The organism is Calothrix sp. NIES-2100 (assembly GCF_963875285.1).
GTDB lineage: Bacteria > Cyanobacteriota > Cyanobacteriia > Cyanobacteriales > Nostocaceae > Aulosira.
In genome coordinates this window covers 9151090-9177338 of the sequence record NZ_CAWNLA010000001.1, presented here as the reverse complement: position 1 = coordinate 9177338, position 26249 = coordinate 9151090, and the positions used below count along the sequence as shown (strand labels likewise).

29 protein-coding genes are annotated in these 26249 nt (G+C 42.5%); 10 read left to right on the top strand and 19 right to left on the bottom strand.

The features are described 5' to 3' along the window. The first annotated feature begins 344 nt into the window (after nucleotides 1-344). The 6 genes from AACU32_RS37405 to AACU32_RS37380 all read left to right on the top strand — a co-directional run bounded on the left by AACU32_RS37405 (nucleotide 345) and on the right by AACU32_RS37380 (nucleotide 12345). The gene (locus AACU32_RS37405) at nucleotides 345-479 is read left to right on the top strand and encodes a hypothetical protein (RefSeq protein WP_339378591.1); all 135 of its coding nucleotides are present in this window, start codon (nucleotides 345-347) and stop codon (nucleotides 477-479) included. Between the two features lie 161 nt (nucleotides 480-640). After that, nucleotides 641-5284, top strand: a complete 4644-nt coding sequence (locus AACU32_RS37400) for a plasmid replication protein, CyRepA1 family (RefSeq protein WP_096607287.1) — start codon at nucleotides 641-643, stop codon at nucleotides 5282-5284. Between the two features lie 422 nt (nucleotides 5285-5706). Next, nucleotides 5707-6255, top strand: coding sequence for a hypothetical protein (locus AACU32_RS37395; RefSeq protein ID WP_096607286.1), 549 nt, complete (start codon nucleotides 5707-5709; stop codon nucleotides 6253-6255). A 4-nt stretch (nucleotides 6256-6259) separates the two neighbouring features. Next, the gene (locus tag AACU32_RS37390; RefSeq protein ID WP_096607285.1) at nucleotides 6260-10939 is read left to right on the top strand and encodes a tape measure protein; all 4680 of its coding nucleotides are present in this window, start codon (nucleotides 6260-6262) and stop codon (nucleotides 10937-10939) included. A 178-nt stretch (nucleotides 10940-11117) separates the two neighbouring features. After that, on the top strand, nucleotides 11118-11519 hold the full coding sequence (locus AACU32_RS37385; RefSeq protein WP_096607284.1) for a hypothetical protein: 402 nt from the start codon (nucleotides 11118-11120) through the stop codon (nucleotides 11517-11519). A gap of 151 nt (nucleotides 11520-11670) precedes the next feature. After that, entirely contained in the window at nucleotides 11671-12345 is a 675-nt protein-coding gene (locus AACU32_RS37380; protein WP_096607283.1) for a recombinase family protein, read from the top strand. A 172-nt stretch (nucleotides 12346-12517) separates the two neighbouring features. On the opposite strand, the gene AACU32_RS37375 is transcribed toward AACU32_RS37380, so the two are convergent. The 3 genes from AACU32_RS37375 to AACU32_RS37365 form a co-directional block, all read right to left on the bottom strand. Beyond that, a complete protein-coding gene (locus tag AACU32_RS37375) occupies nucleotides 12518-12718 on the bottom strand; it encodes a hypothetical protein (protein ID WP_339378590.1) in 201 nt (66 codons plus the stop codon). 151 nt (nucleotides 12719-12869) lie between these two features. Beyond that, a complete protein-coding gene (locus tag AACU32_RS37370; RefSeq protein WP_096607281.1) occupies nucleotides 12870-13361 on the bottom strand; it encodes a hypothetical protein in 492 nt (163 codons plus the stop codon). Between the two features lie 271 nt (nucleotides 13362-13632). Next, nucleotides 13633-13857 carry a hypothetical protein gene (locus tag AACU32_RS37365; protein ID WP_339378589.1) on the bottom strand — a complete coding sequence of 75 codons (225 nt, stop codon included), beginning with the start codon at nucleotides 13855-13857 and terminating at the stop codon, nucleotides 13633-13635. On the opposite strand from AACU32_RS37365, the gene AACU32_RS37360 reads away from it, so the two are divergent. Beyond that, a complete protein-coding gene (locus AACU32_RS37360; RefSeq protein ID WP_096607280.1) occupies nucleotides 13844-14158 on the top strand; it encodes a hypothetical protein in 315 nt (104 codons plus the stop codon). The two genes, AACU32_RS37365 and AACU32_RS37360, sit on opposite strands and share 14 nt — an antisense overlap. A gap of 365 nt (nucleotides 14159-14523) precedes the next feature. Here the strand turns inward: AACU32_RS37360 and AACU32_RS37355 are convergent, their stop codons facing one another. The 14 genes from AACU32_RS37355 to AACU32_RS37290 form a co-directional block, all read right to left on the bottom strand. Further along, nucleotides 14524-14826, bottom strand: a complete 303-nt coding sequence (locus AACU32_RS37355; RefSeq protein ID WP_096607279.1) for a hypothetical protein — start codon at nucleotides 14824-14826, stop codon at nucleotides 14524-14526. Between the two features lie 203 nt (nucleotides 14827-15029). After that, nucleotides 15030-15206, bottom strand: coding sequence for a hypothetical protein (locus AACU32_RS37350; RefSeq protein ID WP_339378588.1), 177 nt, complete (start codon nucleotides 15204-15206; stop codon nucleotides 15030-15032). Next, entirely contained in the window at nucleotides 15200-17059 is a 1860-nt protein-coding gene (locus tag AACU32_RS37345; RefSeq protein WP_096607278.1) for a hypothetical protein, read from the bottom strand. Before AACU32_RS37345 ends, AACU32_RS37350 begins: the two co-directional genes overlap by 7 nt. 62 nt (nucleotides 17060-17121) lie before the next feature. After that, nucleotides 17122-17868 carry a hypothetical protein gene (locus AACU32_RS37340; protein ID WP_096607277.1) on the bottom strand — a complete coding sequence of 249 codons (747 nt, stop codon included), beginning with the start codon at nucleotides 17866-17868 and terminating at the stop codon, nucleotides 17122-17124. Beyond that, nucleotides 17868-18248, bottom strand: coding sequence for a hypothetical protein (locus tag AACU32_RS37335; protein ID WP_096607276.1), 381 nt, complete (start codon nucleotides 18246-18248; stop codon nucleotides 17868-17870). Before AACU32_RS37335 ends, AACU32_RS37340 begins: the two co-directional genes overlap by 1 nt. Before the next feature lie 33 nt (nucleotides 18249-18281). Then, nucleotides 18282-18545 (bottom strand): hypothetical protein, encoded by a 264-nt coding sequence (locus AACU32_RS37330; RefSeq protein WP_096607275.1) that lies wholly within the window; start codon nucleotides 18543-18545, stop codon nucleotides 18282-18284. A 4-nt stretch (nucleotides 18546-18549) separates the two neighbouring features. Next, complete coding sequence (locus tag AACU32_RS37325) at nucleotides 18550-18705, bottom strand: hypothetical protein (RefSeq protein WP_339378587.1); 156 nt, start codon at nucleotides 18703-18705, stop codon at nucleotides 18550-18552. A 43-nt stretch (nucleotides 18706-18748) separates the two neighbouring features. Further along, nucleotides 18749-18961 (bottom strand): hypothetical protein, encoded by a 213-nt coding sequence (locus tag AACU32_RS37320; RefSeq protein ID WP_339378586.1) that lies wholly within the window; start codon nucleotides 18959-18961, stop codon nucleotides 18749-18751. A gap of 187 nt (nucleotides 18962-19148) precedes the next feature. After that, nucleotides 19149-19430, bottom strand: coding sequence for a hypothetical protein (locus AACU32_RS37315; protein ID WP_096607273.1), 282 nt, complete (start codon nucleotides 19428-19430; stop codon nucleotides 19149-19151). 18 nt (nucleotides 19431-19448) lie between these two features. Then, nucleotides 19449-19661: a hypothetical protein gene (locus AACU32_RS37310; protein WP_096607272.1), complete on the bottom strand. Its 213-nt coding sequence runs from the start codon at nucleotides 19659-19661 to the stop codon at nucleotides 19449-19451. Next, a complete protein-coding gene (locus AACU32_RS37305) occupies nucleotides 19658-20104 on the bottom strand; it encodes a GIY-YIG nuclease family protein (protein ID WP_096607271.1) in 447 nt (148 codons plus the stop codon). Before AACU32_RS37305 ends, AACU32_RS37310 begins: the two co-directional genes overlap by 4 nt. Nucleotides 20105-20262: 158 nt before the next feature. Then, a complete protein-coding gene (locus AACU32_RS37300; RefSeq protein WP_339378585.1) occupies nucleotides 20263-20442 on the bottom strand; it encodes a hypothetical protein in 180 nt (59 codons plus the stop codon). A 29-nt stretch (nucleotides 20443-20471) separates the two neighbouring features. Further along, on the bottom strand, nucleotides 20472-21023 hold the full coding sequence (locus tag AACU32_RS37295) for a hypothetical protein (protein ID WP_096607270.1): 552 nt from the start codon (nucleotides 21021-21023) through the stop codon (nucleotides 20472-20474). A gap of 11 nt (nucleotides 21024-21034) precedes the next feature. Then, complete coding sequence (locus tag AACU32_RS37290) at nucleotides 21035-21436, bottom strand: hypothetical protein (protein ID WP_339378584.1); 402 nt, start codon at nucleotides 21434-21436, stop codon at nucleotides 21035-21037. 564 nt (nucleotides 21437-22000) lie between these two features. Between AACU32_RS37290 and AACU32_RS37285 the strand changes: the two genes are divergently transcribed. The 3 genes from AACU32_RS37285 (at nucleotide 22001) to AACU32_RS37275 (ending at nucleotide 24050) form a co-directional block, all read left to right on the top strand. Further along, nucleotides 22001-22165, top strand: coding sequence for a ribbon-helix-helix domain-containing protein (locus AACU32_RS37285; RefSeq protein ID WP_096607268.1), 165 nt, complete (start codon nucleotides 22001-22003; stop codon nucleotides 22163-22165). 193 nt (nucleotides 22166-22358) lie between these two features. Continuing rightward, nucleotides 22359-22574 carry a hypothetical protein gene (locus tag AACU32_RS37280; protein ID WP_096607267.1) on the top strand — a complete coding sequence of 72 codons (216 nt, stop codon included), beginning with the start codon at nucleotides 22359-22361 and terminating at the stop codon, nucleotides 22572-22574. A 651-nt stretch (nucleotides 22575-23225) separates the two neighbouring features. Further along, the gene (locus tag AACU32_RS37275) at nucleotides 23226-24050 is read left to right on the top strand and encodes an alpha/beta fold hydrolase (RefSeq protein WP_096607266.1); all 825 of its coding nucleotides are present in this window, start codon (nucleotides 23226-23228) and stop codon (nucleotides 24048-24050) included. Nucleotides 24051-24604: 554 nt separating this feature from the next. Here the strand turns inward: AACU32_RS37275 and AACU32_RS37270 are convergent. Together AACU32_RS37270 and AACU32_RS37265 are read right to left on the bottom strand one after the other, a co-directional pair. Continuing rightward, entirely contained in the window at nucleotides 24605-25423 is an 819-nt protein-coding gene (locus tag AACU32_RS37270) for a GH25 family lysozyme (protein WP_096607265.1), read from the bottom strand. A gap of 104 nt (nucleotides 25424-25527) precedes the next feature. After that, complete coding sequence (locus AACU32_RS37265) at nucleotides 25528-26082, bottom strand: retropepsin-like aspartic protease family protein (protein WP_096607264.1); 555 nt, start codon at nucleotides 26080-26082, stop codon at nucleotides 25528-25530. Nucleotides 26083-26249 lie beyond the last annotated feature (167 nt).

Here is a 26249-nt window from a genome sequence, read left to right as displayed (position 1 = left end):
TAACTTTATTCTCTGAAGGTAACTTATTCGCAAGTTAGAGTCTAAGGATTATTTTACGGCTGTAACTAATTCACGAGTTACAGTCTAAGGAATAAGTTACAGCCGTAAAAAAACGCTCTAACTCTAACTCACTCAATTTAGAGCGATCGCCCTGACCACTGTCAGTAATTTTTACTATTTCTCAAAATATTTTTTGAACCCCGAAAGCCAAGCTCAGAGCTGCTTTCAACGTCTGAAAGCCTTATTTAGAGCTAATTACGGCGTGAGTTAGAAACTACTCAAACACTGTTTGAAGCTGTAGAATAAACGTATAAAAGCGAACTCAGTACAATTCCTCGTTTTTTATGAAAGGAACAACTGTAAGTATTCGGGTAACACACGAGGAACTAGCGCAGATTAAAGCGCTAGCTAGACAAAACCTCACCTCTGTAGCCACGCTCATCCGCCAAAGCTTGGATCTACCTCCTAAAGAAAAGTAAGCGAGATTCGCTAGACCGCTACAGAAATTAAAAAGCGCCTCGGACGGCAATCCAAAAGCGCTTTTAAGTTTCTTCAAAAATGTAAACCCCATCCAGTTAGCTTTACCAGGGCGAGTCTGGATGGATTCGTAAAACAACGACGTAAGGAACGTCGATTAACCATGATTTCTAATAGTAAATTATTCCGTAAAAATCATCAAGATAATTCTACCTCTAATTTTAGCACGGATGCACCGAAACTCTATGGTAGAGAGGCTTTCGATGCTCAAGTAAATTTATCTTACAGCGAATACGATACCATCTGGATTAAGCTGGGGAATGGTATTTTTTTCGTTGGCGAAGTCTCAGAAGATGGTCGTTTTGGTGTTTGGGCAACAAAGGGACAGAAAAAAGACCGTGTTCAAACTACTTACTATGACGACGCTTTTGATCACATCTCAGAATTAGCTTACGAGCAAGACGGTGGTGTGTTTTACATACCAGGGAAGCCCGAAGAATTCCCGCTAACAGAATATTGCAAAGAATCAAACGACATCGGCGCAGAAATGGATGATGGTTCCGAAGCCGATCAGCGATTTAGGATCGAAAATTTCGCCATCCATAGCGGACTGATTCCCAACTTCCTTGTTAGCTCTGGAGGGAAAAGTCTACACCCTCACATCATCTGTAAGGAGCCTCTAGAAATAAAGGTACGCACACACTTTTCCAGATTATTTGCGATCGCTATCTTGGGAGATCCGCACGTAACAAGCCCTCACCAACCGATGCGGATCTCTGGGTTTTACCGTAAACGTGAGAAAGAAGGTAAAGAAGGGAAAGAACAATACCTACAGGTATTTACGGACAGTCGCTACAGCGAGGAAGCATTAGAAGAAGGATTTAGGAAGTATTTCGAGTTTCACAATTACAAGTTCCCGACTCAATCAGAATTGTCTGATAGTGTTTGGACAAAAATATATGGAGTCTTGACCAACAAGAGCTTAACGCTAACTGACAAGCAGAATACAATTAGAGATTTGCTTGTCAACCCAGATAAAAAAAAGGTAGCTGTCGCTAAAGACAGCGAAGATTACACGCGGGGAAGTGTGCCCACTGTTAGCTATAAGGGACAAAAGATTAAACCACTTCTTGCCTATGTCTCTCGGAAAACCTCGCAATTCGTCACAGAAGGTGTAACAGAGGGGGGACGTAATAAAACTGGGTTCAGAGTTGCGTTTCACCTTATAGGGGCGGAGAATGCACTTAGAAGGCTTGGAATTGAATATAGTGGCGATTCCAAAACTTTATTCGAGCAGTACTGTAACAACTGTAATCCTCCAATAGATGATTGGGAGAGGTCACAAATTTGGGACTCTGCTGAAGGACGTGACCCATCATCAGTAAAAAGTGATGAAATTTTAACTGCGATCGCAACTGAAGACTGGTCAAAAATTAAAAAATCTTCTAAATCCGAAGTTACAGAAGTCAGTTTAGAAGTTAGCCCTGCCACCGAAGCTACGACAGGAGAATTAGAGGTTAGCTCTAGCACTGAAGTTACAGAAGAAAACTTAGAAGTTAGCCCAAGCCCTGAAGTTAGAGAAAGAAAGTTAGAGGTTAAGGAATTTAACTTAGAGGAATGGCGCAAAGCTAAATTAGCCGAGGCTTACCCAGATGGTGGCATTAAATTGTGGCTTAAGGGCAAGGTAATCAAGTCTACGAAGGTAGAAAGTGAAGACCTAGAACCAGGCGAAATATACCAGCATCCATTATCGGAAGCGATAGCAGAAAAAATTATCGATCGCTATGGCAGCAAGGTTAAATACAAATGGCGAAATTCAGGATGGACGATCGCCTACGGAAATCCTAACCTCCCTCTAACTATCGCGAGTCCTAAGCGCTCTCAAGAACTTTTAGAGACTGGCATCGTAGCTCTAAGCTACACCAAAGGCGGGAAAATCAAAACCACCAAAGAACTCAACGACTCTCTAAAAATTTTCGCCACCAAAAAGCGTGATATTACCTTAGACGTTGACTCTTTAGACGAAAAAACGACAGAAATCTTAGGTATTGCGCTTATTGAGCAAAAATGTAAGGTTTACGTAAGTCACGGTAACTTACGGATGCCTTTCTTACGCTGGCAACAGCGAAATTTATTCTCTATCTCTCACGACACGCATAAATTAGACTCTCAATACTTAGACAAGGACATTTATCTAAGTATTGACGACTTCTTAACAGGTGTTAAGAGTCCCAAAGGGAGTGGGAAAACACACGCGCTCAAGAGCCTTGTTGACGATACCAGAAAGAGATTAAAAAAAGTTTTGGTCATTGGGCACAGGCGGCAGTTGTTGTCCGGTATGGCTGTTGACCTAGATTTATTCCTCCCCGAAGACGTAACGGAGTCCAACGATGATATTTACACCTACGGAATGGCTATCTGTGCAGATTCCCTAGTAGAAGATAGTAAAGCGAAATTCATCCCCAGTGATTGGGACGGAGCGCTATTGATTATTGATGAAGTAGAGCAATTTCTAGATCACCTACTATCAGGAAACACGTCTGTCAAAGAACGCAGAGTTAGAGTACTAGAGAATTTAGGAGAATTACTAGTGCGACTCCAACGTAGCGGTGGTCGTATCTTGTGTATGGACGCTGACCTGACAGATGTCTCCATTAATTTCTTCAAACAGTTAATTATTGATAACGGTGGTGTAGATTTTACCCCCAGGATTGAAGAAAACATCTGGCAACGTTCGAGTGGGACACGGGTATTGAACCTATTCCACGAAGCTAAACCCACACAGGCTTACGAGAAGCTATGCGAATTTATCGAGGCGGGCTACCCCGTAATTTCGATGATCGACTGTGTTGATGAGGCTTCGCCTTTTTCAGCCCGTACTCTAGCTTCTCGTATTGCTGAGAAATACGAAAACAAGCGGATTTTGGTTATTGATTCGCAAACGACACACGATCCAAGACATGAAGCTTTTTCGATAGCTGAACGCATTAATGAAGCCTTGTTGGATATTCCAGAAGAGGATAGAGCAAATGCTACGGCTAAATATGATGTTGTTTTTATCAGCCCTGCTCTAGGGACAGGTGTAAGTTACGAGCCTGAGAAACTGGGACTGCCCAGAGTTTACAACAAATCTGTAAGTTTCTTTAGCGGTGTAAATGGTGCTAGTGGCGCAATGCAGCATCTGGAGCGCGATCGCTGTGATGAAACAGAAAGGTGGGTATGGGTACGATCTAGAGGCACGGGAACCTACAAGTACAACCAGAAAACGAGCTTAGACGATTTTACAAAGTGCCGTGACGCTAGATATGTCAGCGATCGCAACACATTGAGAAATACCGGAAGATACTCCTTAGACCTAACTACTGGCACACTAACAGGGTCATCTATAGCGGAACTAACTCACGTCAAGTTGATGGTGCGGAAAAATGTCGAGTGTGTAGATTTTAGAGATAACTTTATTTTCTACGCTCAGTCGCAAGGTTACATCATCAACGATGTTGAACATCAGGATGGTGATAAGGCTAAGGAAATTATGGAGGAGATGAAAGACGTATGTGATCGTAATTTCACCTCTGTAGCTAAAGATATTAAGTCATCTCCTGTCCCCGAAGGGAGAGAAATTTGGAAGCTTAAGGAGAAACTGAAAGAAAAGAAAGTAAAAACCAAGGACGAGCGTAATTTAGAAATCAAAGTTAATCTGCTCGATCTTTATGCAATCGAAAACGACGAAGACCTAACCGTAGAGTTGATTAAGAAAGATAAAACTGAGGACTTTTATCCTAAAGCACAATTAGACTTCTACAGGACAGTCGGTCGTGAATATTTGTCAGACCGTGACGCTAACGTGGCCGATAGCATCAAAAAAACTAACCCAAAAATCATGAAACATGATTTACAAGGTAAAGTTCTGGGTGGCATTATCCAGTGGATGGATGCGGTAAAAGTAACCGAGATTGCGTCTATGGAACAGTTAGAAAGTGATGATAAGAATTTAGAGGAATTCGCGGATCGTGTTTTGGGCGATCGCACCAAAGAACGACTGATAGAGGTATTCGGGCAGAGTGGAATTACATTCTCTAAATCTGACTCACCTATAAAAGTGATATCCCGTATATTCGACAAGCTCGGTTACAAGTTGGAAATCGTAGAACGTAAACGGAGAGTAAACGATGAAAGGTATAGAGTTTATAAACTAACTGACGAGTTTGGCACGATAAGAACCGAGCAATTTAAGCGGTGGAAAGGACGCGAAATTAAAAAACGGCGTGAAACCCTTACACAGAGTACGTCCCAGCCCGGGCCACTCGATTCTTATATATTAATAGAAAATAAAACATCATCAAGTGGCCCGGAATCAAGTGGCCCGGAATCAAGTGTCCCGAAATCAAGTGTCCCGAAATCAGGTGGACAGGCTCCTACTCCCACTCCTACCCTTGCCGGACGTACACCAGGACTTACTTTAGAAGCTTACTTGACAGACGCTTTCTTGTTAGATAACTTAGCTTCCTTAAAGTGGCAGTTAGCCTCATTAGAAGAGAGATCCTTAGCCTCATCTGCTTTAGAATTACCCAAGTCCTTGTTAGACGGTCATTTTGATAACCCTTCTAACTCTACTCGTGCCGAGATTTTAATTAGAAGTAAAGCTAAGAGCGAAATGCCACACTACAAAGATGTTTTACTCCGCGATGCGGATCACTGGACACGCTTCTTTAAGATTACGGACACGGAATTAGAGTCAATATCCTCTAAACTACCGAATAGCCCTAAACAGTTGATTGTGTCTGACTGTGAGTGTATTGCCTTCTAACTTAGGTTTAGCTTAGACATAGCTTAGGATTTTACCTCTAACTCTTAAAATCCTAAGTTACGCCTAACTCTAAAAAATCCTAACTCTAACCGAATGGTTAGACTTGAGGCGATTGGATGGCTCGAAACTATTCCTGCTTACGCATTAGAAGGCGGTGCATAAAAATTTCTGGATGTCTGCTAATACGGAGTATTCTAAGCTACAATGTAGAAGTTGATAAATTCGTTTTTTTATAACTAAAGTTTTATATTTTTACCTTTGGGATTGCGAAAGTAGGTGAGAGTTAGTGGGCTGGAGCCTCCGTATTAAGCGGAGGCTTTTTAGTATTTAAAAGTACCGTAGAATTGTATTAAGCACATAAAAAATACGTAAACGTAATTTTCTACCCATACTCCAGCAACTAACACAAACTCACTCTAAAAATGGCTAAAGAAGGAATTATAAAAAAACCGCAGCATCCTTGGGACTTCGACCCTAGCATAGACACGTCCAAATCTTATGAAGCTTTCTGTATCTACAGAGATTTAGGGGTAAATAGAAGCTGTGCCGAAGCTGCGAGGATATTAGGAAAGAGCTACAAAATCGTAAGTGATTGGGCAACAGCAAATAATTGGCAAGAACGTGCAATCGCCTACGATTTAGATCAAGATAAGATTCGTAGAGATTTCTTAGAAAAGCTCACTATTGAAGAGCATGTAAACAAGCTTTCTAAATTCCGCATGTTATGCGAAAACCTTGGATGGGCGAACTTAGAGCTAGCAGCAGATTGCTTAGATATCTCTAAAAAAGCGATCGCACAATATAGAGAAGATCCGTCCATCGTGCTTAAACCATTTGAAGTTAAAGCCCTCGCATCTGCTGGCGTTTCGAGTGCAGAAATAGGGATTAAATTGGTCGCAGAAGCATTAGCTGTAGATAAATTACTGCAACAGCTTCCAGTAGACGTTGAAGCCGAGGAAGTGGAGGAATAAAGCAATGGATTATGGTCAGTTAGTTGTCGAGTTGGTCGGCGATTATTCTAAGCTGAAACGCGATTTAGAGAACGCTAAACAGCAAGCTCTAAAGGATGCACAGGATTTAGAACGGATTTACAGACTATCGCCCTCTCTAAATACAGAACAACTTAAGCGTGATGTGCAATTTTTGGGTCTGGAGTCGGGGCGATCGCTAGCCAAAAATCTCCAGCAAGGGTTGAATAACCAGAAGATTTCTCTAACTAACGTAACTATCGATGCCAAATCCCTAAAAAAGGTAGGTGTGGAAGTTGGCGCAGGACTCGCAGAAGGTATCCGGCAGAGTAATTCGCAAGCACGTAAAGCGGCCGCTGATTTAGCTGTAGTCACAATAGACGAAACCAGACGGAAGCTTAAGATCCACTCTCCGTCGCAAGTGTTCAAAGAGATTGGGGAGAACATTGTCCAGGGTTTAGCCAGTGGCTTGGCGACAGGAGGAACGTTAGCCGTAGGCAGTCTAATTAATGGCGTAATAGATACAGCTAAAAATGCTGTAGACAAGGCTTTTGAGTTCACGGGCGACTCAATTAACAAATACGCGAACCAGAAGGCAGTTACAGCCCAATTAAGCATCCAGTTAGGCGACACGAAAGCTGCTCAAAATTCCCTAAAGTTTGTCCGGGAAGAAAGCGATCGCTTAGGATTCTCTTTAGAAAATTCACAGAAACAATTCGCCAGCTTAGTCTCTAATGCCAAGGGGTCAAAATTAAGCCTGGAGCAACTTAAGGAAGTTTACAGTGCTTTTAACACGTTAGGACGTATTAACCAACTGTCTAACGATGACTTGAAAGGCGTATTTACAGGTTTAGAACAGAGTTTTAGCAAAGGCAAACTTCAGGCAGAAGAATTGCGTGGGCAGATAGCCGAACGCTTACCCGGAGCGCTTGCTATCGTTTCAAAAGCATTAGGTGTAACGCAAGCGCAGTTAGACAAATTACTTTCTAGCGGACAACTTAAGCCTGACCAAGTTTGGTTACTATTCGCCCGTGAAGTGCAGAAGGAATATGGCGGTAAACTTACGGATTCTCTAAATAATTCAACCGTAGGCTTTACTAAATTAAGTAATACTATTTACGAACTTCAGACCAGCTTAGGCGAAGCGGTGGAACCTGCTGTAATTAGCGGTTTGACTTTTATCACCGACGTAGTTAAGCAGTTAGGTGAAGCAGGATTATTTAACGACCTTAACCAAGGCGCACAACAGTTTAGCGAATATTTGAAGCAGAATCCGCAGATTGCTAAGGAAACGGCTGATATTATCTCTAATGCGTTAAAAACGTCTCTAAATTATGTTGTAACTTTATCTTCCAACTTACTTGGGTATCTTAAACAGCATCCAGATGCGATCGCGCAATCCGTAGATACGATGAAAAGTTTTGCGGATAAAATCATCGTGGCGACTCAAGCGGCCTGGAAGTTGGTGGAACCATTCGCCAAGTTAGCTGGATTCATAGCCGAAAGTGAATCAAGGTTACAACAAGCACAGAAGAATGTGTCTGAGTCAAAGCAGGGATTGTCCCTTTTTGACGATGGACAACCGTTAGGGGCTGTAGGCGGTCTGTTGCCCTTTTTACGTACTCCTGGGCGTAACAGTGCTTCTACAGCCACAACTAACGCTACAGGCTCTCCTACATCGCCTTACGGCACAATCTCGCCCATCCCAGGTATGACCAGTTCAGGTGGTGGAGGATACCCGGAGGATACGGGATTAGATATTTTGTCTAAGTTAGGTTCGACTGTTGTTGCTGCAAAGTCTGGGACTTTAATTTACGCCGAACAAGGGCATAACAGGCAACAGAATCAGGATTCAGATCCGAGTACACCAGGCTTCCAGCCATCTCACAGCGCTTTGGTTAAGCTTGATGAGCCAATTACATATAAAGGTAAAAAATACTCTTATATGTGGTATACCCACATGCGATCGCTCAATCCTGAGATTGCGAATCGGGGAACTGATAAGGGACAGGCGATCAGGATTCCTCAAGGGATGCAGTTGGGTGAGGTTGGCGTAGCGAATAATGTCAGCCATTTGCACTTTGGGATTGTTGGCGATCGCAATCAGCGACAATACCTGAACTACAAAGAAGTTCAGGATGTTCTGTACAACGGACTTTCTAACGCCAGAACGGTAACTCGCCCACAGCTACCGACTAGACCGACTGCACCAAATATCAATCCTGCTGACGGCTGGATGAGAACCAAAGTAAGTTACTATGGTGGCGGCGATGGATTCGACAACTCACCCACAGCTAGCGGTGAACGTTTCGACGCAAGAAAACTTACAGCCGCGATAAACGAAAATTTAAAACGTAATTTAGGTTTGAAGTGGGGCGATCGCGTTGAAGTTGTCAATCCCAAAACTAACCAAACTGTAGTTGTAAGAATTAACGATCACGGCCCGTACGAGCCAGTAAAACCCGGACAGAAACCGATTCCGCATCACGAAAGAGGTTTCGACCTTAGCGCCGCAGCCGCAGCACAGTTAGGAATTACAAATGAAGGCGTAGCGAATATAATTTTTAGAGTTTTAGGTAAAAATCCTAAGACAATAACTCAAAATGTACCAAAGACAACTTCTAACAGCACAATCCCTACCCCTAATTCTGTTTCTAATTCAGGTGAATTAGGTCAAAGACCCGCTAATATTGACGCAATTTTACGCCAGCAAGATGAAGAAAATAAGATTAAGCGCAGGAACGCAATCAGACAGTCTCAGGATTTGGCTAGAAGTAACGCTAAAACCGTCTCTGACGCTATCTATAGCTCTAATTTAAATCCTACTCAGGATGAACGTAATGTTAGAGCGGCACAGGAGAAATTAAGGCAGTTAGACGACCAAATACTGGTTATCCAGCGAAAGAAAGAAGACGCGCAGTCACGAATCAACATTAACCAGAATAAGGTTAAATCTGGCAGTTTAACCGAGGATGAATTAGCCGATACTAAGCAAGCCTTAGACCTAGACTTTAAACTTATTAAGCAATTAGACACTTCCCTAACTCAACTAACAGCAACTCGTAAAAAGACATCTGATGTTTACGCTGAATTCAACGATCGCGATCGCAAATTTAGGTTACAAGCCTCAGACTTGCGCTTAGACCAGCAACAGAACGAAACTTTAGAGAAGAAAATCACGGGACTTAGGGAATTACAAAACATCAATCCTTACGCCAAGGAGCTAGAAGCATTACCAAAGCTAGAGCGTGAGTTAGCCTTAAGGCAAGAACAATTAAAGCTAAACCAATCCTTACTTGAATTAGAGCAAAGTTACTCAAAAGGGGAAATAGACTCCGCAGAATATAGCGTAAGACTCGACAACTTAGAAAAATTAAATGCTGCTGAAGTTAGAAATATAGACATTAGATATAAAGCAGCCCAAGCCGCAGAACAACAGCGAACCAGCACTTTAGAACTTAATAAAGTATTACGGGAATTAGGCGATATTTCAGATGATTTAAAGCTTAAATCGCAACTACGAGAATATGGTATTGGCGATGGCGATCGCTATGAAATAGATAGGGATTCAGCCTTAGTTGACGCGAACTCTAAATATTTGCAAGATGCAGCGCAATTAACAGAACGAGCAAGATTAGAGCAGTTTACGCCGGAGCAACTTACAGGTGAACGTATCCGTCAAGCCATTAGAGATAACCAACGACGTAGCTTAATCAATGCCCAGTACGATCGCCAAATTAGCGATAGAGACTTTAACTCTGGATCTAAGGTAAGTGAGAGCTTACAGAATCTTCTGTCTGCACAAGTCGAACAACGTCAAGGTTTAGGACTAGATGCTAGACCGTTACAGAAACAAACGGCTATCTTGGGTCAAAATTTAGACTTTAGGAACCAAATTAGAGGACTGGAGGATTTATTTAGAAAAGGAGATATTACAGCCGATGCGTTTGACGTAATTCGGGAGAATTTAACAGCCCTAAATCAGGTGAAGTTACAGAGTATTAACAATGAATTTAACCAGTTTAGCGACGTAATTAAGGGCGTTAAAGCTGATACACAGAACGTATTTAAGGATTTTATTTTGGGCACTGAAGACTTTGGCTCTAGCATCTCCAAAATATTCCAAAGTATCCTAAATAATCTTGCTGACATGGCTAGCCAGATGTTAAGTGACCAGTTATTTGGCTCTATCTTCGGCGTGGGTCAAACACCTGACTTTGGCGAAAACTTGTTTGGCGATTTATTCGGAGGTTTATTCGCCAACGGTGGTGAAATTCCTAATTACGCTAGCGGCGGTTTGGTTGGCTCTATCGCTGATGCTATGAGTAAAGAGCGATCGCTCACTGGCCGCCAGCCTCATTTAATCGTAGCGAGCGAGGGGGAACGGGTACTGAGTGCGGACGAAAACAAGCAATGGCATCGCATCCAGTCAAGCGGACGTTTACCTAATTTCGCCAGTGGCGGTGAGGTGGGGATGTCTTCGGGTATTTCTCGTATTGCTATCGCAGGCAGTGGCGATAGCATAAATGCACCTGTAACTGTGACTGTGAACGGGGGGAACAGCGAAAGTATGAATATTCCAATGTTCCAGAAGCTTATGGAAAATAAAATCCAAGCTGTAATCCGAGAAGAACGACGGCCCGGAGGAACTCTAAGCAATACCCGAAGCGAAATGTACGGGCGTTAGTTCGGAAAGGGGTTCGGGAGAAAAACCCCGCACAAGATTTGAGTCAGTGTAAGCCTTTGGGCGATTTCTAAGGCAATATCCCCGTAACCTTTAAAAAATATCTCCTATACCTTTACCCCTACGTAGTAGGGGTTTTGACCATTTAAAACTCGATTATCTCCTCTCCGGTTTTGTACCTATGTTTACAAACGAATTACTAAAACCCAACCTAAAGCTCACTTTTAAATTAGGCTCTAGCGAATTTACACAAGACGAAAGCGGAAATGACTTAGAAATTACGAGAGATATCATAATCTACGCCAGTGTTAAGCGTGCGAACTCTCCGCAGTTATACCAAATGCCGGGAGTTAAAATTACAGATTTGTTTCTCAAAGGCAAAGTTGTGACACAGATGGGACAACCTCGTAAGTTACCCGCCGGAATAAATTACGAATTAGATGCGATCGCAGTTTTAACCGAAGTCCACAAAAACACAACAGGGAGATTTAGATTAATTCCTGTAGTTCAATCGCGCTTAAGCGAAATTAGAGATACGTTTGGTGAACGCATAAGCGGAGTATTGCAAATTACTGCGCGTTAGACTTAATGTGCCAATTGTCACATATAAATTAGTTTCTAGAATTTTAGATAATTCATAGAGATATGCTTATATGTGCCAGTTGCTTTATTACATTTATTTCAATAAATGTAATGCTATAATTGCTGTATAGATTATATAGAAAGAAATATAAATGAAACTGGTAGGTTATATTAGAGTCAGTAGTGAGTCGCAAGCGGAAAATACCTCTCTTACCGAACAACGTAAGAAGATAGAAGCTTACTGTTACGCTTTCGGTCACGAACTATTACAAATCTATGAAGAAGTCGGCAGTGGTAAAAATGTCGAGCATCGTCCGCTATTTCAAGAAGCGCTTAAGCTCGTAAGTGAACAAGCCGATGGAATTATTGCAGCAAAGTTAGACAGACTCGCTCGTAACACCCGTGATGTGTTGGCGTTGGTGGACGATGTGTTGCAGCCGCAAAAGAAAGCTTTAATTCTTCTGGATCTGCAAGTGGACACAACCACACCACAGGGTTACATGATTCTGACTGTAATGTCAGCCGTCGCCAAATTAGAGAGAGACATTATTAATGAGCGAACGCAGGGCGGTAGACGTGCGAAAGCTGCTAAGGGCTGTTACGCCTATGGCGCTCCGGCTTTCGGCCAGAGAGCTATCGAGGGGGAACTAGTCCCTGACGAGGATGAATTAGCAGTAGTCGAGATAATCCGTAAACATCACAAGTCGGGTAAGTCATTTGGTGCGATCGCCCAGTTTTTAAATCTGAACGGCTACACAACCAAACGTGGATCGCAGTGGCAAGCGAATTCTGTTAAGAGGGTAGTTGATCGCTTATACGCACGGTAAAAGCTATACTCACGACGTAAACAACCCCTTTCTAGAATCGCCTAGAGAGGGGTTGTTTTTTTATTCGGCTTATGATTGCACCTACCATTTAGGTTAAATATTACGCACACGAACTATTAGAGTAAAAAAAATAAGGCGTTTGGATAACCCAAACGCCTTACGGAAGTTGTGCCTAAGCGGCAGCCTCTAATATTTCGTCGTAGACTTTGACAAACGCCTCGACCTGCCTTAGAGCTAGCGCCAATAATTCTACTGGCACTTCCCAAGCACCACAGCCAGCACCGGAATAGCTTTGGTCTAATTCAATTCTTAGGTACACGTCAACATATTCTGAGTCTGTCAGGTATTTGATGTTTATCGAATAGTCGGGCATGGACGGTAACTGGGATGTGATAGACCCATTATCGTTTTGTCTAACATCGTTTAATCCATGAATCTGAGCGAGTGTAGTTAATTGCATTTGTCTAATTTCCTAATTTCGTAAGTTAACTTAGACAGTTTAGAGTCATGTCCAGGACGTGGAGTTACGCCACGGTTAGCACTCGCAATCCTAAGCTTGCGATCGCATCTCTGGCGCAACCAAAGTAATGATTATTGCTTCGTAAGTTACGCCGAATGTACCAATAGCCCTTAGAATTACAGCCTAAGTAACAAACGCGATCGCCAAAGTAACTGAGGTAAGTTCCAAAGCTTAACCAGTCTATTTGACCGTAAGTTAGGTTGTAGGGTACGCACGCTTGCTTAAGTTCTTTGACTTGGCGTGCGTTACGCTCGGCGACTGTCTCTTCTGCTAACTCAGCTTTTACGATCGCTACCAGAGATTTAAATTGACTAACGTTAAACCGTGCATAACCACTGGTAACTTTAACAACAACTACGCCAGCATCTATCCATAACATCTCAAAGTCGTCGGGTGTAACTTCGTAGGGGTAATCGCTCCGATTGATGATGATTGAGATTATCTTGCGGTCTGTGTAAGTCCATATCTTGTTCTTGTTTCGAGTTAAGGTAGTCATAGTTCAATTCCTGTTTAGGTTTTGGATTCTTGAGATAGGGCGGTCGCTAACTTTGGTAGGTGGGCGATCGCCCTTTTTAATTGCATCTAGTAGCAGCCGTTGTAGTGTGGGCTGTTGCTAGATGTTTAGTTTCACTGCGTTGCAAACTCCATCTCTGGGAAAGGTCTACGGCTTGGTTTCTCGTGCTAGCTGCACTAATCGGTTAAAGTGTGATGGCACTGAGTTTTAACTACCCAAACTCTAAAGTGACTCAAGTTCCGTCTCGCGTTGGTCATACATGGCTGTGCAGGCGTTTATCGAGTAGCTCATGCTCGATAGCGTTAGCTTTTAACTGTGTTGTGACCTCATCGTTAGGCGACCGAGTGCTGGGGCATTTACGGCTACCATCAGCATCTTTCGCATCACCTCGGAGTTTCTTGCGTCCCTCCCTCACCGCTATATTTATAGTATAACACGGTATACCGTGGCAAACAAGCGATTTTATGCTGCGATTCATACGTTTTTTCGGTAATTTTATCTCTAAATACGCGATCGCAATTAGTACAACTTATCAATGGTATACCGTGGATATGATATATTTAGGAATAGTTGAGGGAATTAATATGACTAGACCAATAGATTCGGCAGGGAGAAACGACAGAGGACAGTTTATAGAGGAACCTGGATCATTAGCGGATTCACCTATATGCACTAAATTCTCTAAGGAAGTTGACGCGCTACTGCGATCGCTGCCAAATAGAAGCGAGTACGTTAGGGATGCGGTGATAGCCAAACTAAAGCAGGACGGATTGTTGTAAGGTAGCCTACCGGGGGGGTCGAGAAACACCGGGGGTGTTTACAAAGGCGTGGGGGTACTTGACAGTCACAACTTCCGCTAAAAAAAATATCAAAAACAAAAATCCCCTCTAGCTTCTGTAATCTTTGCTAGAGGGAATTTCACTGTTGTTAGGATATGAATATTATAGCATTTTTACAAAGGGAATCACCCTGGTAACTATAGCGGGGTGATTAATAATAGATGTCATCTAATTTTAGCTCGATCACACGGTTTTCACCTTGGATAAATGTGTGATAGGTAGGGGGGGGAGTCCCGAAGAAGGGGGGTGTATTGTAAGTCTCGCTTGCCCCAAAAAAATTTAAATTTTACCCCTAAAATCATCGCTTAAGCGCTCTTAAGTTTAGATGAATATTTAATGCGATCGCCTGATTCAAATTCTAATTCACCGTTAGCGATCGCCTGTTTCTTGTATTGGTGAAATAGCAAATCGTTAGCTTGGTTTGTGAAATCTGGCGCGTAGATATCACCAAAACCTATAGCCTGTTTATAGCGTATCTTCTGTTCTTCTAGTGTTTCAATGCCAGCGTACATCAAGCATTTGTTTAGGGTACCTGAAATTGGATCGGAGCGGTCGCCAGCAGGGAAGAAGATCCAATTCGGTGCGTCAGCAGGGAAAGTTTTACACATTAGTTTAGACCTTATGGTTTGCAAGTAATTGTCAGTTAGCTTAAATTCATTGTAACTAAAAAAGCCCTCTTACGCCTAGTTTCGTTGTGGCGTAAGAGGGCTTAAGGTTTAAGTGAGTATTTAAAAAATTCTCCTAACAGTTATTTAAAAAATTCTAACCATAACATTTGCATTTTTACGTGGCGGTAATGGTAACCGACGGGTTACCGACCGTTAACGGAGTCGGTAATGCTCCGGTAAGGCTTCGGTAACGTTACCGACCTTACGCAGTAAGCATTACCGAGTTTTGCGCGGTAACCGTTAACGGTGGCGTTAACGGAGTCGGTAAGGGTTTTAGGGCTAGTTTTTACCCTTACCGAAGCCGTTAACGGAGCTACCAATCTACTTTTAAATAATTGCCATCCTCATCAACATCCAGAATCTCGGCTGCTACCAATTGGGCTAAAGCCTTCATTAACTGCTGATGGTTTAGCTCTCGTAATTTGTTAGCGTCCTTTAGATCCTTAACTGATTTTGGGGACTTAACTTTGACATTATTGAAGTAACTAAGTAGTAGTTCAGCGTCGTTACTTAACCTAACTGACTGTTTTGGGTCGTCGTCTGTGCGCTTATCATCATCCTTCACTTCCATCTGGAATAATTGCTCTAAGGTTTCTCTTTCTTCATCTTCTAATTCGGAAATTACTTCACTAGCAGTAAACCAAGTAGATCTATAAGCCTGATATTCTTCATAGATATCTTTTGGCACTATCCCTAATCTCCAGTTGTTAAAGTTTGCTAATACCCACGGTTCATTGTCACTGGCAACTTGCGTAGTAAAAACTTGTTTAAGCTGCTGACGTTTTTGGTTGTCGCCGATAAGGTTAGGATTATTCATCGCTTGTTCAATGAATTCACGTTTATCATTCTTGGCTAAGAATATTAAATCGCCTACGCTCCTACTTTCCCTACTCCCTACAAAAGGGAGCGCATCAACATTACTAGAATGAGAGCTAACCCAGAGACATAAATTATATTCCCTACCCACTAACCAAGCTTCGTTCAATGAAGAATAGAAGCAATCAATCATCGGTACAGCTTCGTTATCCTCTAGTTCTATTGCGGTCTTTTTATCAAAGTAAATCTGGAGGGTTCGTGGGTTGATAAACTTGCCCTTTAGCGACATTTGGAAGTACTGGTTAGCGGTCAGAAAGTCGTCGATAAACAGTCTTTTCACGTAACCATCCGTTTTTTTTCCCTGACTGATAAACTTGATAACCGCGATCGCAGCATCTATTACCGAATCGTGAATACAGAGTGCCTTGTCGCTACAAGCTTGGAATGCCTGTAAATCGCTACTCTTCACCACTATGGAGAGAGATTTAAATTTAGTTCCGTAAATCTTCTTCAATCTACCCCAAGCAGTGCCCAGGAAAGTAGTTTTACCAGCACCGGGCGCTGCAAGAATCACACAACCACCAAGCTTAGATTTATCAGCATCCTTCACCAATCCTTCTAAGATGTCCAGGGCATTTTGCAGTGGATTCAAATCTTCTCCTGAAGGCTGTAGCACTGTAGGCGCATCAGCCTGTAAAACCGTTATCGCGGAAACTTGCTCTAATGCTTTAGGAACAGTAGGACATTTAACCGACACGCCAGATTTAAGCTTACGGATCGCGTCGATCAACTCATCGCGTGTTAGACCGTAATACTGGCAGCAAGAATCCAAAGCAGCAGCCATCGGATTCTTACCATCATTCCTAATCAACGTGCGATTATCTTCCAGATGTCCGGCACTAGCAGCGTACAGGGAACCTAAAAATATATCTGTTCTCGCAAACTCCCATAGACACGCCCAGTTAATCGCCTGATCACTATTTAGAGCAATTCTGTATTTACGTAATCTCTCTAAAATAGGCTGGCGTTCATGATGTTGCGCGATCGCTAGACTTACAACTCCGATAGCTGAAGCCGCAGCACTGGTAGCAGCCGCTAACCCTAAGAACGGATTTAAAACCGTAATCCCTGAAATTACGCCAGCAGCCGAAAAGACTGAGAATATACTCGACCAGTGTAAAAAGGTGTGTTCGTTTTCCGAATTAGATTCTAATTCTTCTAAATCCCTCACAAAATCTTGAATAGCTTTAGTCTTGGAGGGAATATCGTTAGAGTCGCAGGATTCTAAAAACTCTAAAAATAGTGATCGGAATGGATCTCTAGACAGGTTAGACGGAACAATGTTAGAGTTATTCATATTTCTCCGTAAGAAATTAATTGATAGCCCCTAAGCATTGATCGTGCTTGGGGCTATTGTGTTTAGATTTGTGCGTGGTCTTCTTCGGGCGAATTAACTTTGTCACTGACTGCACCTAAGACAGCAACGGTAGAACTAACTAGCTCCAGACATTTCTCAGGAAGAATTAGAGAAATTGCAGCTTGAACAATGGCGAAGAAATTTAAGCCCGTAGCAAGGAATGCATAAGTTACAACCAAACCCGTTTCTATGGCGTAAGTTGCTAAACGAATTCCCTTAAGAGTTCCGTGATCCATCGAGAGCCAATTCTGTAACCGTTCGCCTACGTTCTCGTGTGACTCGGTTTCGTGTTCTGGGTTGATTCCCAGAGTTTTGTAGGCTTCCGCAATATCTCTTCTAAGTTTCCAAAGTTGCGGCGCTAATTGGTAGATGTTTAAGCCTGTGCCTAACAACACGCCAAGACCGCCAGCACCAATACCCCAGATTCCCGACAAACCGAGCAACCGACCTAACCAAACTCCGATCGCATACCATTGAGAAGCGGCTACGGTACACACTGCGCCGAAAGAGACGATCGCAACTAAACAAGGTGTGGTTGGACTGGAGAGTAATTTAACTAATAACGAGAAGCAGAATACTGTAAGCTGTGACGCATTTTCGATTATGAGCCATGCTAACTTGGCTAACGCCTTAAGTACACTAAAAATCTTACGTATTAGGGCTTGCAAGCCATCAAAGAATGTACGCTTGGCGCGTCTTTCTTTGCGGTTGGTGTTGGATTGTTCAGAAGATTTTGGGTTTAAGCCCATTATTTTTCACCTTTGATAGATAATTGGTTGCGTACTTCTTTGCGGCTGTAAACCTGCGTAACTTGTAATTCTCCATCCAGGTAAGAGACTTGCAAGAATTGCTGAGTTTGTGGCGAATAAACACAAGTGCTTGGCAGTCGTCCGTATTCCGTCCCGCCGACAGTGACGAAATCGCCTAATTTCCAAGGTGCAGATGCTTTTACTTTCCAACACGTATCGGCTTTAACGTGTTTGGCTAAATTCTCTAAGCCTTTAGCCCTAGCTGCGATCGCATTGTCCGAAGTTACGCGATTCTGGATGACTGACGCACTTACAGATAAAACAGTACAGACATTTACTCCTAAAAACAGGCGAAGTAATACGTTAGATGCGAATTTCATATTTAAAGAGGCGACAAAAGCCGCCCCAGTGGATTAATTAGGCTGTGATAGTGCGCGAAGTAAAGCTATTTTTTCGTGGCGTTTAAGTTCGTGTAGGCGATCCACGATTTCCTCTGCTTCCGCAGTTGGCGGATTCTCGTAATCACTTTCAAGCCACAGAATATGAGCAATTCTGCTGATAATCCAGAGACAATCGTCCTCACTCATCGCTGATGCACCGTCTCCGAAAGTTTCCGTGATGTCTTGGATTAGAGGATTATCTTGAGAAAGTCCGAAATATCCGAATGGCTTGGTCATGGTTTTATTTCCTAATTCCTGTAATTTGTAGTCCGTCAATCGTGTTAACGAGGGTAATCAATCCTTTACGCTGCAATGGATACAGCACTCGCTCGCTAATATTCCCGATGGGTAAATATTGCTGTGTCTTAAGTCTCGTGAGTAGTTGTGTGGAGGTCATTTTAAATTCACTTGATGCTGTAATTTGTGCTAAAATTTCCCTATCAATCTTTTGATTGTGGATGAACTAGAGGGCGATCGCTGGTAACTGATGGAAGGTTTACGCGATCGCTTTCTAATTTTTTGTGTCTACTGTGCAGAATTAGAGTTAGGGAAAGGATAGTTAGAGTTAGCGCACCCCAATTCACCAGAGGGTAAGCTGCACTGCGTCTGGTGTAATTTCGGTGATATTTCGATGAAGGTTGGTGACGTAACATTTTGTATGTACCTTTTGTCTGTTCAAGATAATTCGTGACTGTTTTCGCTGTCCGGGCAGTGGCTCAAAATGATATTGCGGATGCTTAATTGAGCCTTTATCAAATAAAAAGCGGCATAAAATTCCATCAATTTGGTAAATTCTGCCGCTACTTAACAGCGTCGTGTCATACACACGTTCTAAGTCTTTCATGCTTCTGCTAATGCCAGTTCTAAGTAATAAGCGTCAAGTTCTCGCTGTAACTGTCCCGGTATTGAGTTCCAAGGTAAGCCGTCCGGGTTTACGTTACGTAAGTTGGAGTCAATTTCTAAATAAGCCGATGCTTGTTTTATGTTGGCGATCGCGTCCTCTAAATCGCTGTCGGCGAAGCTTAGAAGTAAGAGATTTAGAGCATCCCAAGTTACAGCGTCTTGCTTTAGAGTTTGGAGCGAAGCTAAAGCCACGTTGAGCAAGTCTTGATTTAGGTTCATAGGGTAAAGTCCGTTTGTTTAGTCGTTGGTTAGGGAATCTAATTCAGCACTTAAGCTATTTAGGAATTGTCTGCAATCTCCTAAAGTTACGTCACCGTTTAAATCTTCCGAAATGCTCTGATAGTAAGGGTTCTGGCTAATGAGATTTAGCGTTTCTTGCGCGATCGCTACGAGATGTTCCAAGTTGTCTCGGTAGTGCTGATTAATCATTTCAGATATAGTTTGAGTCATTTAGAAACAACCAATTCTTGTATAGCTAATAATGCCTCATCTAATGTGAAGTCACCGTTGTCTCTGGACAACTCACAAAGATGTGAAAACAAGTAGGGGTTTGATGTCTTGAGAGTATCTAACTTGTTAAAGATAAGTTTCAATTCAGCAAAGAATATGTCACCTGGCTCTCTCTCTATAGCGTTCATAACGACGGTTACGGATTCGTAATCATCAAACTCGAACCATTCGTTATGCCGTCTAAATGATTCGTACTGATTATGTAGCTTATTCTCTACATTTTTGTAGTTAGGAACCGTAATCCAATGAATAAGTGTGACAGGATGAGGTTGTTGCATCCGATTTAATTCTTTAATTCGTAAACTGATAGGTCTACGAGAACTACCTATTTTGTAAAGGCTTGTTCCCTCTGCTCTAACTAGATATACGTGACCAATATCCATTACTTACCTTCCTTCTAACTGCGATGTATATTCCGTTGGTGGCTTATGCGAGACTTCTAAACTCTTGGCTACGTAAGCTCCAAAAAAAGCAGGGATTGTAATTAGCAGAAGTAAAATTACAATCCCTGTATTTGTCTTATATCTGTAGGGTGTAAGCATTATCTATCTTGAATTACCTTCCAAGCTACTCCGGCAACGATCATGCCCATTCCTAACGGGCTAATTACAGCACCAAAGCCAACAGCAAAGCTTAAAGCAGCAATACCAGTACCGCATACTAAATTATTCAAAAATTGCACTTGATTAATCTCCTCAAAATAATGTTCATATAGCCTCAAGAGGCTATCTCTTAAGGCTATTTCCTGACTTAAGCCGAGAACGAATTGATTAGAGATTGGAATTCGTTCAATACTTCCGTTGCTGTCGGACGCTTTTTTTTAATTCCTTGCCGTCTCAGGAATTCGTGCGGATCTCGTGATTGTGCTGCCTTCAAAATACTTGAGGCTTGTTCTGCAAAACTTTGGTGATAATCGCTTAACCCAGCCTCCACAGTCTCGCTGTGAATTAATTTGTAGTCAGCGACTAGCTTTTGAGCATTGATATAAGCTAACTGTTCTACAATTAACCCGCTTAATTCACCAAAGTTTTGTGGAAACACCTCCAAAACTTCACGTCTAATTTCGGCTAACTGACTGATTTTTTCAGGTTCCAACTCTTCCTGTAATTCAGCCTCGTAAGATGGTTGACTACCTGTAAGTTGTGCTTGAGACTCCGCCTTAAATATCTTCAGAAGTGTGTTGTATTCGCCATCCGAAATTTCCGTCACACTGTCGTAATTGGTCACGATTCCGTCTAACGAAACACGGATAAAGTCTTCGTCCAAACCTAATTCTTTAACGATATCTTTGATAGCTTTCATGTTTCAGTCTCCTATGCAGATTTGCGAATAACTTGTGAGTAGGTTGCTTGAAATTTGAACTCAGAGAACTCTTTAGGATTTGCTTTAAGGTAATTCTCTACTTGGTAAGCTTTGCGAGTAGCCATCATCAGTCGTCCGACTTTCTGAAGTACCCAACACTGGTATGGGGTTAAGAATGCTTCTCTGTCAGGCGCAAGTATCTTTAATGCGCCTTGTGGTCGTTTTGGGTATGCATCTCGGTATTCTGAGAGATGCTTGAATGCGATCGCATCCCAACTGATCAGCGTACTTCTTGCTATCTGCAAAAACTTAGCTAGATGTGTTTTAGGGGTAAATCCCTCGAAATATATAGGGATAGAGTCTAAAGCTAGACCCTGTAAGGGTTTTTGTTCGGTCGTACACGTATCGGTCATTGGGACTACATTAGTGTCTAGTAGGTGTCGTATTTGTTGGCTGCAATCATTGAGATTAAAGAAAAAATACTGTTTAGTCACTGTCGTGTGAGTGACTCGCTAGTTGGAATCAATCACTGGTTAATGATTGACGAGTGACTTACAAAAAAAATGGGATTGGTACAGTCGATTGACTGTAGACAAGCCAAGAAAAAAAGAACACAATCCCTAGCATCTATTCGGCTGCAAATCCGCTTCCCGTTTTTATTGCAGCGTACTCTCTACGTGGTCTCAGATAAGTCTTCCGGCTCTCCACCATGTCCCTCATCCCTTCTTGCGCAAAGTTTCCGTTACGGCGATTGTGGTTTATTTAGTTGTCATGGTTCTGTAAAAGTCTTGTCTAGAGCTAGTTTCACGCCTCACTCTTGCTTTGTTCTTACAGGTTGCTTCTGCTGTCGTGTGGGTGTCTTGTCCCTGTATGCTCTTACTATAGCATAGAATTCTAGGAATGTGTAATAGGATTCTATGACTAAGTGCAAAAATGCAATGATAAAAGAGTAGAATTGTGAAAGAGTGAATTAAACTATGACTAAAAAAACTACTATTGTTGTGCCAGACGCGATCTATGCAGATTTGATTACATGGGCAACCGAAGAGGGACGACCCACAGCTAATTTATGTGCATTCATCATAGAGACCGCTATCAGGAACAGATTCCCTGAGAAATATCCCTCGATTACCAAGAGATAGACAGCTATATATATGTAGCAAATCATACTCAACCGTGTGATCGCTAGTCCTAACCTCATGCCTAAGCCTAACTTTTATTCTTCCTAGGTAACTTATTCTCTAACTCTAAGAGTCGTAAATCCTAATTTTTAGAGTTAGAGTTCTAACTTCTGTAAGTTAGAGCTTAGGTCAGGCGATCGCTTATTCGTAAAAAATGCGACGGTTAAGCTTTGTTAATGAATTGCGACATGAAGGATATAAAAGGCGCAAAATTGGTGCAGCTAACTCGCGTTCTGGTAAAGTGCCCTCAGGAGATTTTTACAATCAGCCCATAGCCAAATTACCGTTTTTTGCCTTCTTTGTGATTACAAAAGATTTTATCGCAGCTCGCGGTCGTGGGAGCGGATTGGCTCTGTGGATTCGAGAATAGAGTCAAGAGTCAAATAAACCTCGTCCATTTTGAAACCTGGAATAGTGCGGGCAAGATGCCCGCTACGAAGAACAGGGAGCAAGATGCTCCCACTACTTTTAAAACTATGGTTCTCAAAATAGATGTGGTTTAATCTCATGAGTACGATTATTAGTACTCACAATTATGACTAAAGATGGTGCAGTTCCTGCTGCCCTGGCTGAGGGTTTTGTAGTGATCGCGCTGGCTGCTTTTATCGTTACCAGTTGATATCACAAAGTGTGTAATATCTCAGTTAACTGGTATCTTAAATTAAGAACTTCAGGAGTCTAAGTTTAACCAAAGTTTAAGAATAAAGATAACTGATTAGGGACTTCCAATTAAAAAAATACCTCCGGGGGTAGGGGCACGGCATCTACAAACTTTCGGTATTACCAATATTTTATCGGTGCCGTGCCCCTACAAGTTGGATAATTTATTTTTTGGAGTTCCCTTAAAAGTTAGATCATCTGCCTGAGCGAGTAATCAGGTAATCAAAATAAGACTGCTGAAATCAGTTATATATCAACCGATCAATTGCTACTTTATCGGTTTGCGATCGCGGATGCAGTTATCTTTACAGTCGGAAGCAGATACAGATTGGGAAACGCTCACAATTTACATAGGAGCCACATGAGTACAATCACGACTAAAGATGGTACGCAAATATATTATAAAGACTGGGGTACAGGACAGCCCATTGTCTTCAGCCACGGCTGGCCACTGAGCGCGGATGCTTGGGAATCGCAGATGTTTTTTCTCGCTTCCCACGGTTACCGCTGCATTGCACATGATCGTCGCGGTCATGGCCGATCCAGTCAACCGTGGCACGGTAATGACATGGATACCTACGCCGACGATCTGGCGGAACTCTTCGAGGCGCTGGATATTCAAGATGCGGTGATGATCGGACACTCTACCGGCGGCGGTGAAGTGGCGCGTTTCATTGGACGGCATGGCACCAAGCGCGTTTCCAAGGCAGTGCTGGTGGGTGCAGTGCCGCCACTGATGCTCAAGACCGAGGCAAATCCGGGTGGGCTACCCATTGAAGTCTTTGATGGCTTTCGGGCGGCGTTGTTGGCTGACCGCTCCCAGTTCTTCCTGGATGTACCCAGTGGGCCATTCTTTGGCTTCAATCGACCTGGTGCCAAAGTCTCCCAAGGGCTAATCAATTCCTGGTGGATGCAGGGGATGATGGCTGGGCATAAAAACACCTATGACTGCATTAAGGCGTTTTCGGAAACAGATTTTACTGAGGATTTGAAGAAGTTCGATGTGCCGACGTTGATCATTCATGGTGATGACGATCAGATCGTGCCGATTGGTGCTTCTGCGCTCCTGTCTGCGAAGCTCGTTAAAAATTCGATTTTGAAGATTTATCCCGGCGGAGCGCACGCTCTGGGTGACACGAGCAAGGAACAGATCAACGCCGATCTGCTGGAATTTATCAAATCCTGATGCATGGATTTAAAAACCTCAATGGGTGCATTCTTGTAATACCAATTCAAATAATGTTTGCGACACATCAATATATTCTAGAGGGCACGGCAGTGCCCACCTGTGTCAACTTAAGTTAAAAGGCTTATTCCACAAGCGTTTTACCCCACCCCTTTATCCCCTCCCCGTAAACGGGGAGGGGAAGTTTTGGCTTTAGACAAAACTGGGGTGGGGTAACGGGGATCTTGATGGTAGACGATTTGAGGCAAAATCAAGTCTTGATAAGGCTTTCACGTTAAGTTGACACCAATGGGCAGTGCCGTGCCCCTACACGCTAGGATATAATTTTGTATTGCATCCAACTCTTAAGTAAAGCGTGGTCTATTTACCTGAAAATTGCTGTAATCTCCTTAGTTGTAAACGAAAAATTAAGCTATATAAACCTCTCCCGGTTGCGGGGAGAGGTTTGGAGACGGGTTCTTAATCTCTAGAACTCCTTAATTGACAATTTAAATATAAGTATTTGTGTTACAAAAAATGCTTATGAAATCAAAATAAATAACGCCAACTAAATTTTAAGCAACCAGCAATTTGTCACCAGGCGGAACAGTGGCTGTAACCGCAATTTTGTTAGCCTGCTGATAAGCTGTAACAGCTTTTTTCGTACCTGGGCCAAAAATTCCATCTGGTACACCTGGATCAAAGCCAAGTTTTTTGAGATTTTGTTGTAACCTCTTCACTTTCGGACCCATACGACCTTCTATAACCGGAACTTCCTTCACAGTTTCCGCTTGTAGACGATCCAAAGTACCATTAAATCTATTTCGGTCTACATCACCTGGGATACCAGGAAAACCAGTTTGATCGCCGATGTACTGATGGAAAGTATGAATTTCCCAACCACCGGGAATACTGGGATTATTAGTTTCATAATGTGCAATCCACAAGTCATAGTCAGCGAAGCGTTTGGTATTTCCCATCGTATCTCGCCAAAAACTAGGGCCAGTATAAATTATTGGCTTGTAGCCTGTAGCCAGTTCTACAGCTTTTAATACTTCAGCAACACGGTCTAGTCTTTGGGAGAGACTCAAATCATGCCAACTTTTAGCCGTTTCAATGTCTACAACCGGGGGAAGATCACCTGATTCTATTTCGAGATTTTGGGCGAAAATTTTAACTTGCGCATCAATATCCTGGGTAGGGCGGAAGAAAAAATATGCTCCCCGAATAATACCAGCTTTTTTCATTGCCGGCCAGTAAGTAGAAAACAGGGTATCTGTATGGATTGTGCCATCGTTAACTCTGGCGAAAGCAAAACGAATACCTTGACTTTTGACTTTTTCCCAATTGATATTTTCGCTGAATTCAGCAATGTCAATACCTTCGACTGCCATAGGTAGTTGTCCTTGAATGTAAGTAGACTGCAATAACTACCAATAACTATCAGGTAGTTACGGAAATTTTTTAGCATATAAATAAAATTTTCACCAACTGCGACTCAGCGGTGGCGAAATTCTACTTCAGTTTCCAGAATCTTGATATCGTAGTTATCAAAAAAATCGTGCCCTAGTAATCCGATAGCCGCTTTAGGCGCGATCGCAACTTCAATATTATTAGCTACAGCTGAACCAACAGTAATATAATTTACTTTGCTCGTCACAAATTGCACTTCCGTACCATCGGCAATTTGGGCGTTTATCTTACCTGTTGGCTGAAGTTTGAGCGCATTTGCCATTTTGAGAGTAATCAGGGTACTGCTAGCACCAGTATCTAAAATCATCTCAAAAGTTTGTTCCTGATTGAAGGTAACATCAAGAACAGGAGTTTTACCCATCCGGCGTTTAATGGGAACGCGAAACACTCTACTATCTATAGGTGTTGCACCACAAAGCGTTCCTAAACTGATAGTTTTCCCAGATGAAGTTACCATAAAACAACTTCCTGGATCTTCAGCCCTTGCTTGATGCAGAAATGCTAAAAATATCAGCGTTGGCATTACTACCATCGCCGCTTGGTTAATAGACATCATCCAACGCTTTTTAGCATTCTTCATACAATTGTCTGCTCCAGAGTTCCATATACCCCTGATTATTAGATTACCCAGATTCCTGTGAAAATTGGGCATGAACATTGGGCATTGGCTCTTGTTAGGCCTTATACACTGTATTAACCGTCGTATAAACTTATCGTTTCCGGGCTAGATGTGCAATCAACTTATTT

Coding starts and splice junctions, on each gene's coding strand:
- AACU32_RS37405 (WP_339378591.1), top strand. CDS start 345: ATGAAAGGAACAACTGTAAGTATTCGGGTAACACACGAGGAACTAGCG.
- AACU32_RS37400 (WP_096607287.1), top strand. CDS start 641: ATGATTTCTAATAGTAAATTATTCCGTAAAAATCATCAAGATAATTCT.
- AACU32_RS37395 (WP_096607286.1), top strand. CDS start 5,707: ATGGCTAAAGAAGGAATTATAAAAAAACCGCAGCATCCTTGGGACTTC.
- AACU32_RS37390 (WP_096607285.1), top strand. CDS start 6,260: ATGGATTATGGTCAGTTAGTTGTCGAGTTGGTCGGCGATTATTCTAAG.
- AACU32_RS37385 (WP_096607284.1), top strand. CDS start 11,118: ATGTTTACAAACGAATTACTAAAACCCAACCTAAAGCTCACTTTTAAA.
- AACU32_RS37380 (WP_096607283.1), top strand. CDS start 11,671: ATGAAACTGGTAGGTTATATTAGAGTCAGTAGTGAGTCGCAAGCGGAA.
- AACU32_RS37375 (WP_339378590.1), bottom strand. CDS start 12,718: ATGCCCGACTATTCGATAAACATCAAATACCTGACAGACTCAGAATAT.
- AACU32_RS37370 (WP_096607281.1), bottom strand. CDS start 13,361: ATGACTACCTTAACTCGAAACAAGAACAAGATATGGACTTACACAGAC.
- AACU32_RS37360 (WP_096607280.1), top strand. CDS start 13,844: ATGCTGCGATTCATACGTTTTTTCGGTAATTTTATCTCTAAATACGCG.
- AACU32_RS37365 (WP_339378589.1), bottom strand. CDS start 13,857: ATGAATCGCAGCATAAAATCGCTTGTTTGCCACGGTATACCGTGTTAT.
- AACU32_RS37355 (WP_096607279.1), bottom strand. CDS start 14,826: ATGTGTAAAACTTTCCCTGCTGACGCACCGAATTGGATCTTCTTCCCT.
- AACU32_RS37345 (WP_096607278.1), bottom strand. CDS start 17,059: ATGAATAACTCTAACATTGTTCCGTCTAACCTGTCTAGAGATCCATTC.
- AACU32_RS37340 (WP_096607277.1), bottom strand. CDS start 17,868: ATGGGCTTAAACCCAAAATCTTCTGAACAATCCAACACCAACCGCAAA.
- AACU32_RS37335 (WP_096607276.1), bottom strand. CDS start 18,248: ATGAAATTCGCATCTAACGTATTACTTCGCCTGTTTTTAGGAGTAAAT.
- AACU32_RS37330 (WP_096607275.1), bottom strand. CDS start 18,545: ATGACCAAGCCATTCGGATATTTCGGACTTTCTCAAGATAATCCTCTA.
- AACU32_RS37325 (WP_339378587.1), bottom strand. CDS start 18,705: ATGACCTCCACACAACTACTCACGAGACTTAAGACACAGCAATATTTA.
- AACU32_RS37320 (WP_339378586.1), bottom strand. CDS start 18,961: ATGTTACGTCACCAACCTTCATCGAAATATCACCGAAATTACACCAGA.
- AACU32_RS37315 (WP_096607273.1), bottom strand. CDS start 19,430: ATGAACCTAAATCAAGACTTGCTCAACGTGGCTTTAGCTTCGCTCCAA.
- AACU32_RS37310 (WP_096607272.1), bottom strand. CDS start 19,661: ATGACTCAAACTATATCTGAAATGATTAATCAGCACTACCGAGACAAC.
- AACU32_RS37305 (WP_096607271.1), bottom strand. CDS start 20,104: ATGGATATTGGTCACGTATATCTAGTTAGAGCAGAGGGAACAAGCCTT.
- AACU32_RS37295 (WP_096607270.1), bottom strand. CDS start 21,023: ATGAAAGCTATCAAAGATATCGTTAAAGAATTAGGTTTGGACGAAGAC.
- AACU32_RS37290 (WP_339378584.1), bottom strand. CDS start 21,436: ATGACCGATACGTGTACGACCGAACAAAAACCCTTACAGGGTCTAGCT.
- AACU32_RS37285 (WP_096607268.1), top strand. CDS start 22,001: ATGACTAAAAAAACTACTATTGTTGTGCCAGACGCGATCTATGCAGAT.
- AACU32_RS37280 (WP_096607267.1), top strand. CDS start 22,359: ATGCGACGGTTAAGCTTTGTTAATGAATTGCGACATGAAGGATATAAA.
- AACU32_RS37275 (WP_096607266.1), top strand. CDS start 23,226: ATGAGTACAATCACGACTAAAGATGGTACGCAAATATATTATAAAGAC.
- AACU32_RS37270 (WP_096607265.1), bottom strand. CDS start 25,423: ATGGCAGTCGAAGGTATTGACATTGCTGAATTCAGCGAAAATATCAAT.
- AACU32_RS37265 (WP_096607264.1), bottom strand. CDS start 26,082: ATGAAGAATGCTAAAAAGCGTTGGATGATGTCTATTAACCAAGCGGCG.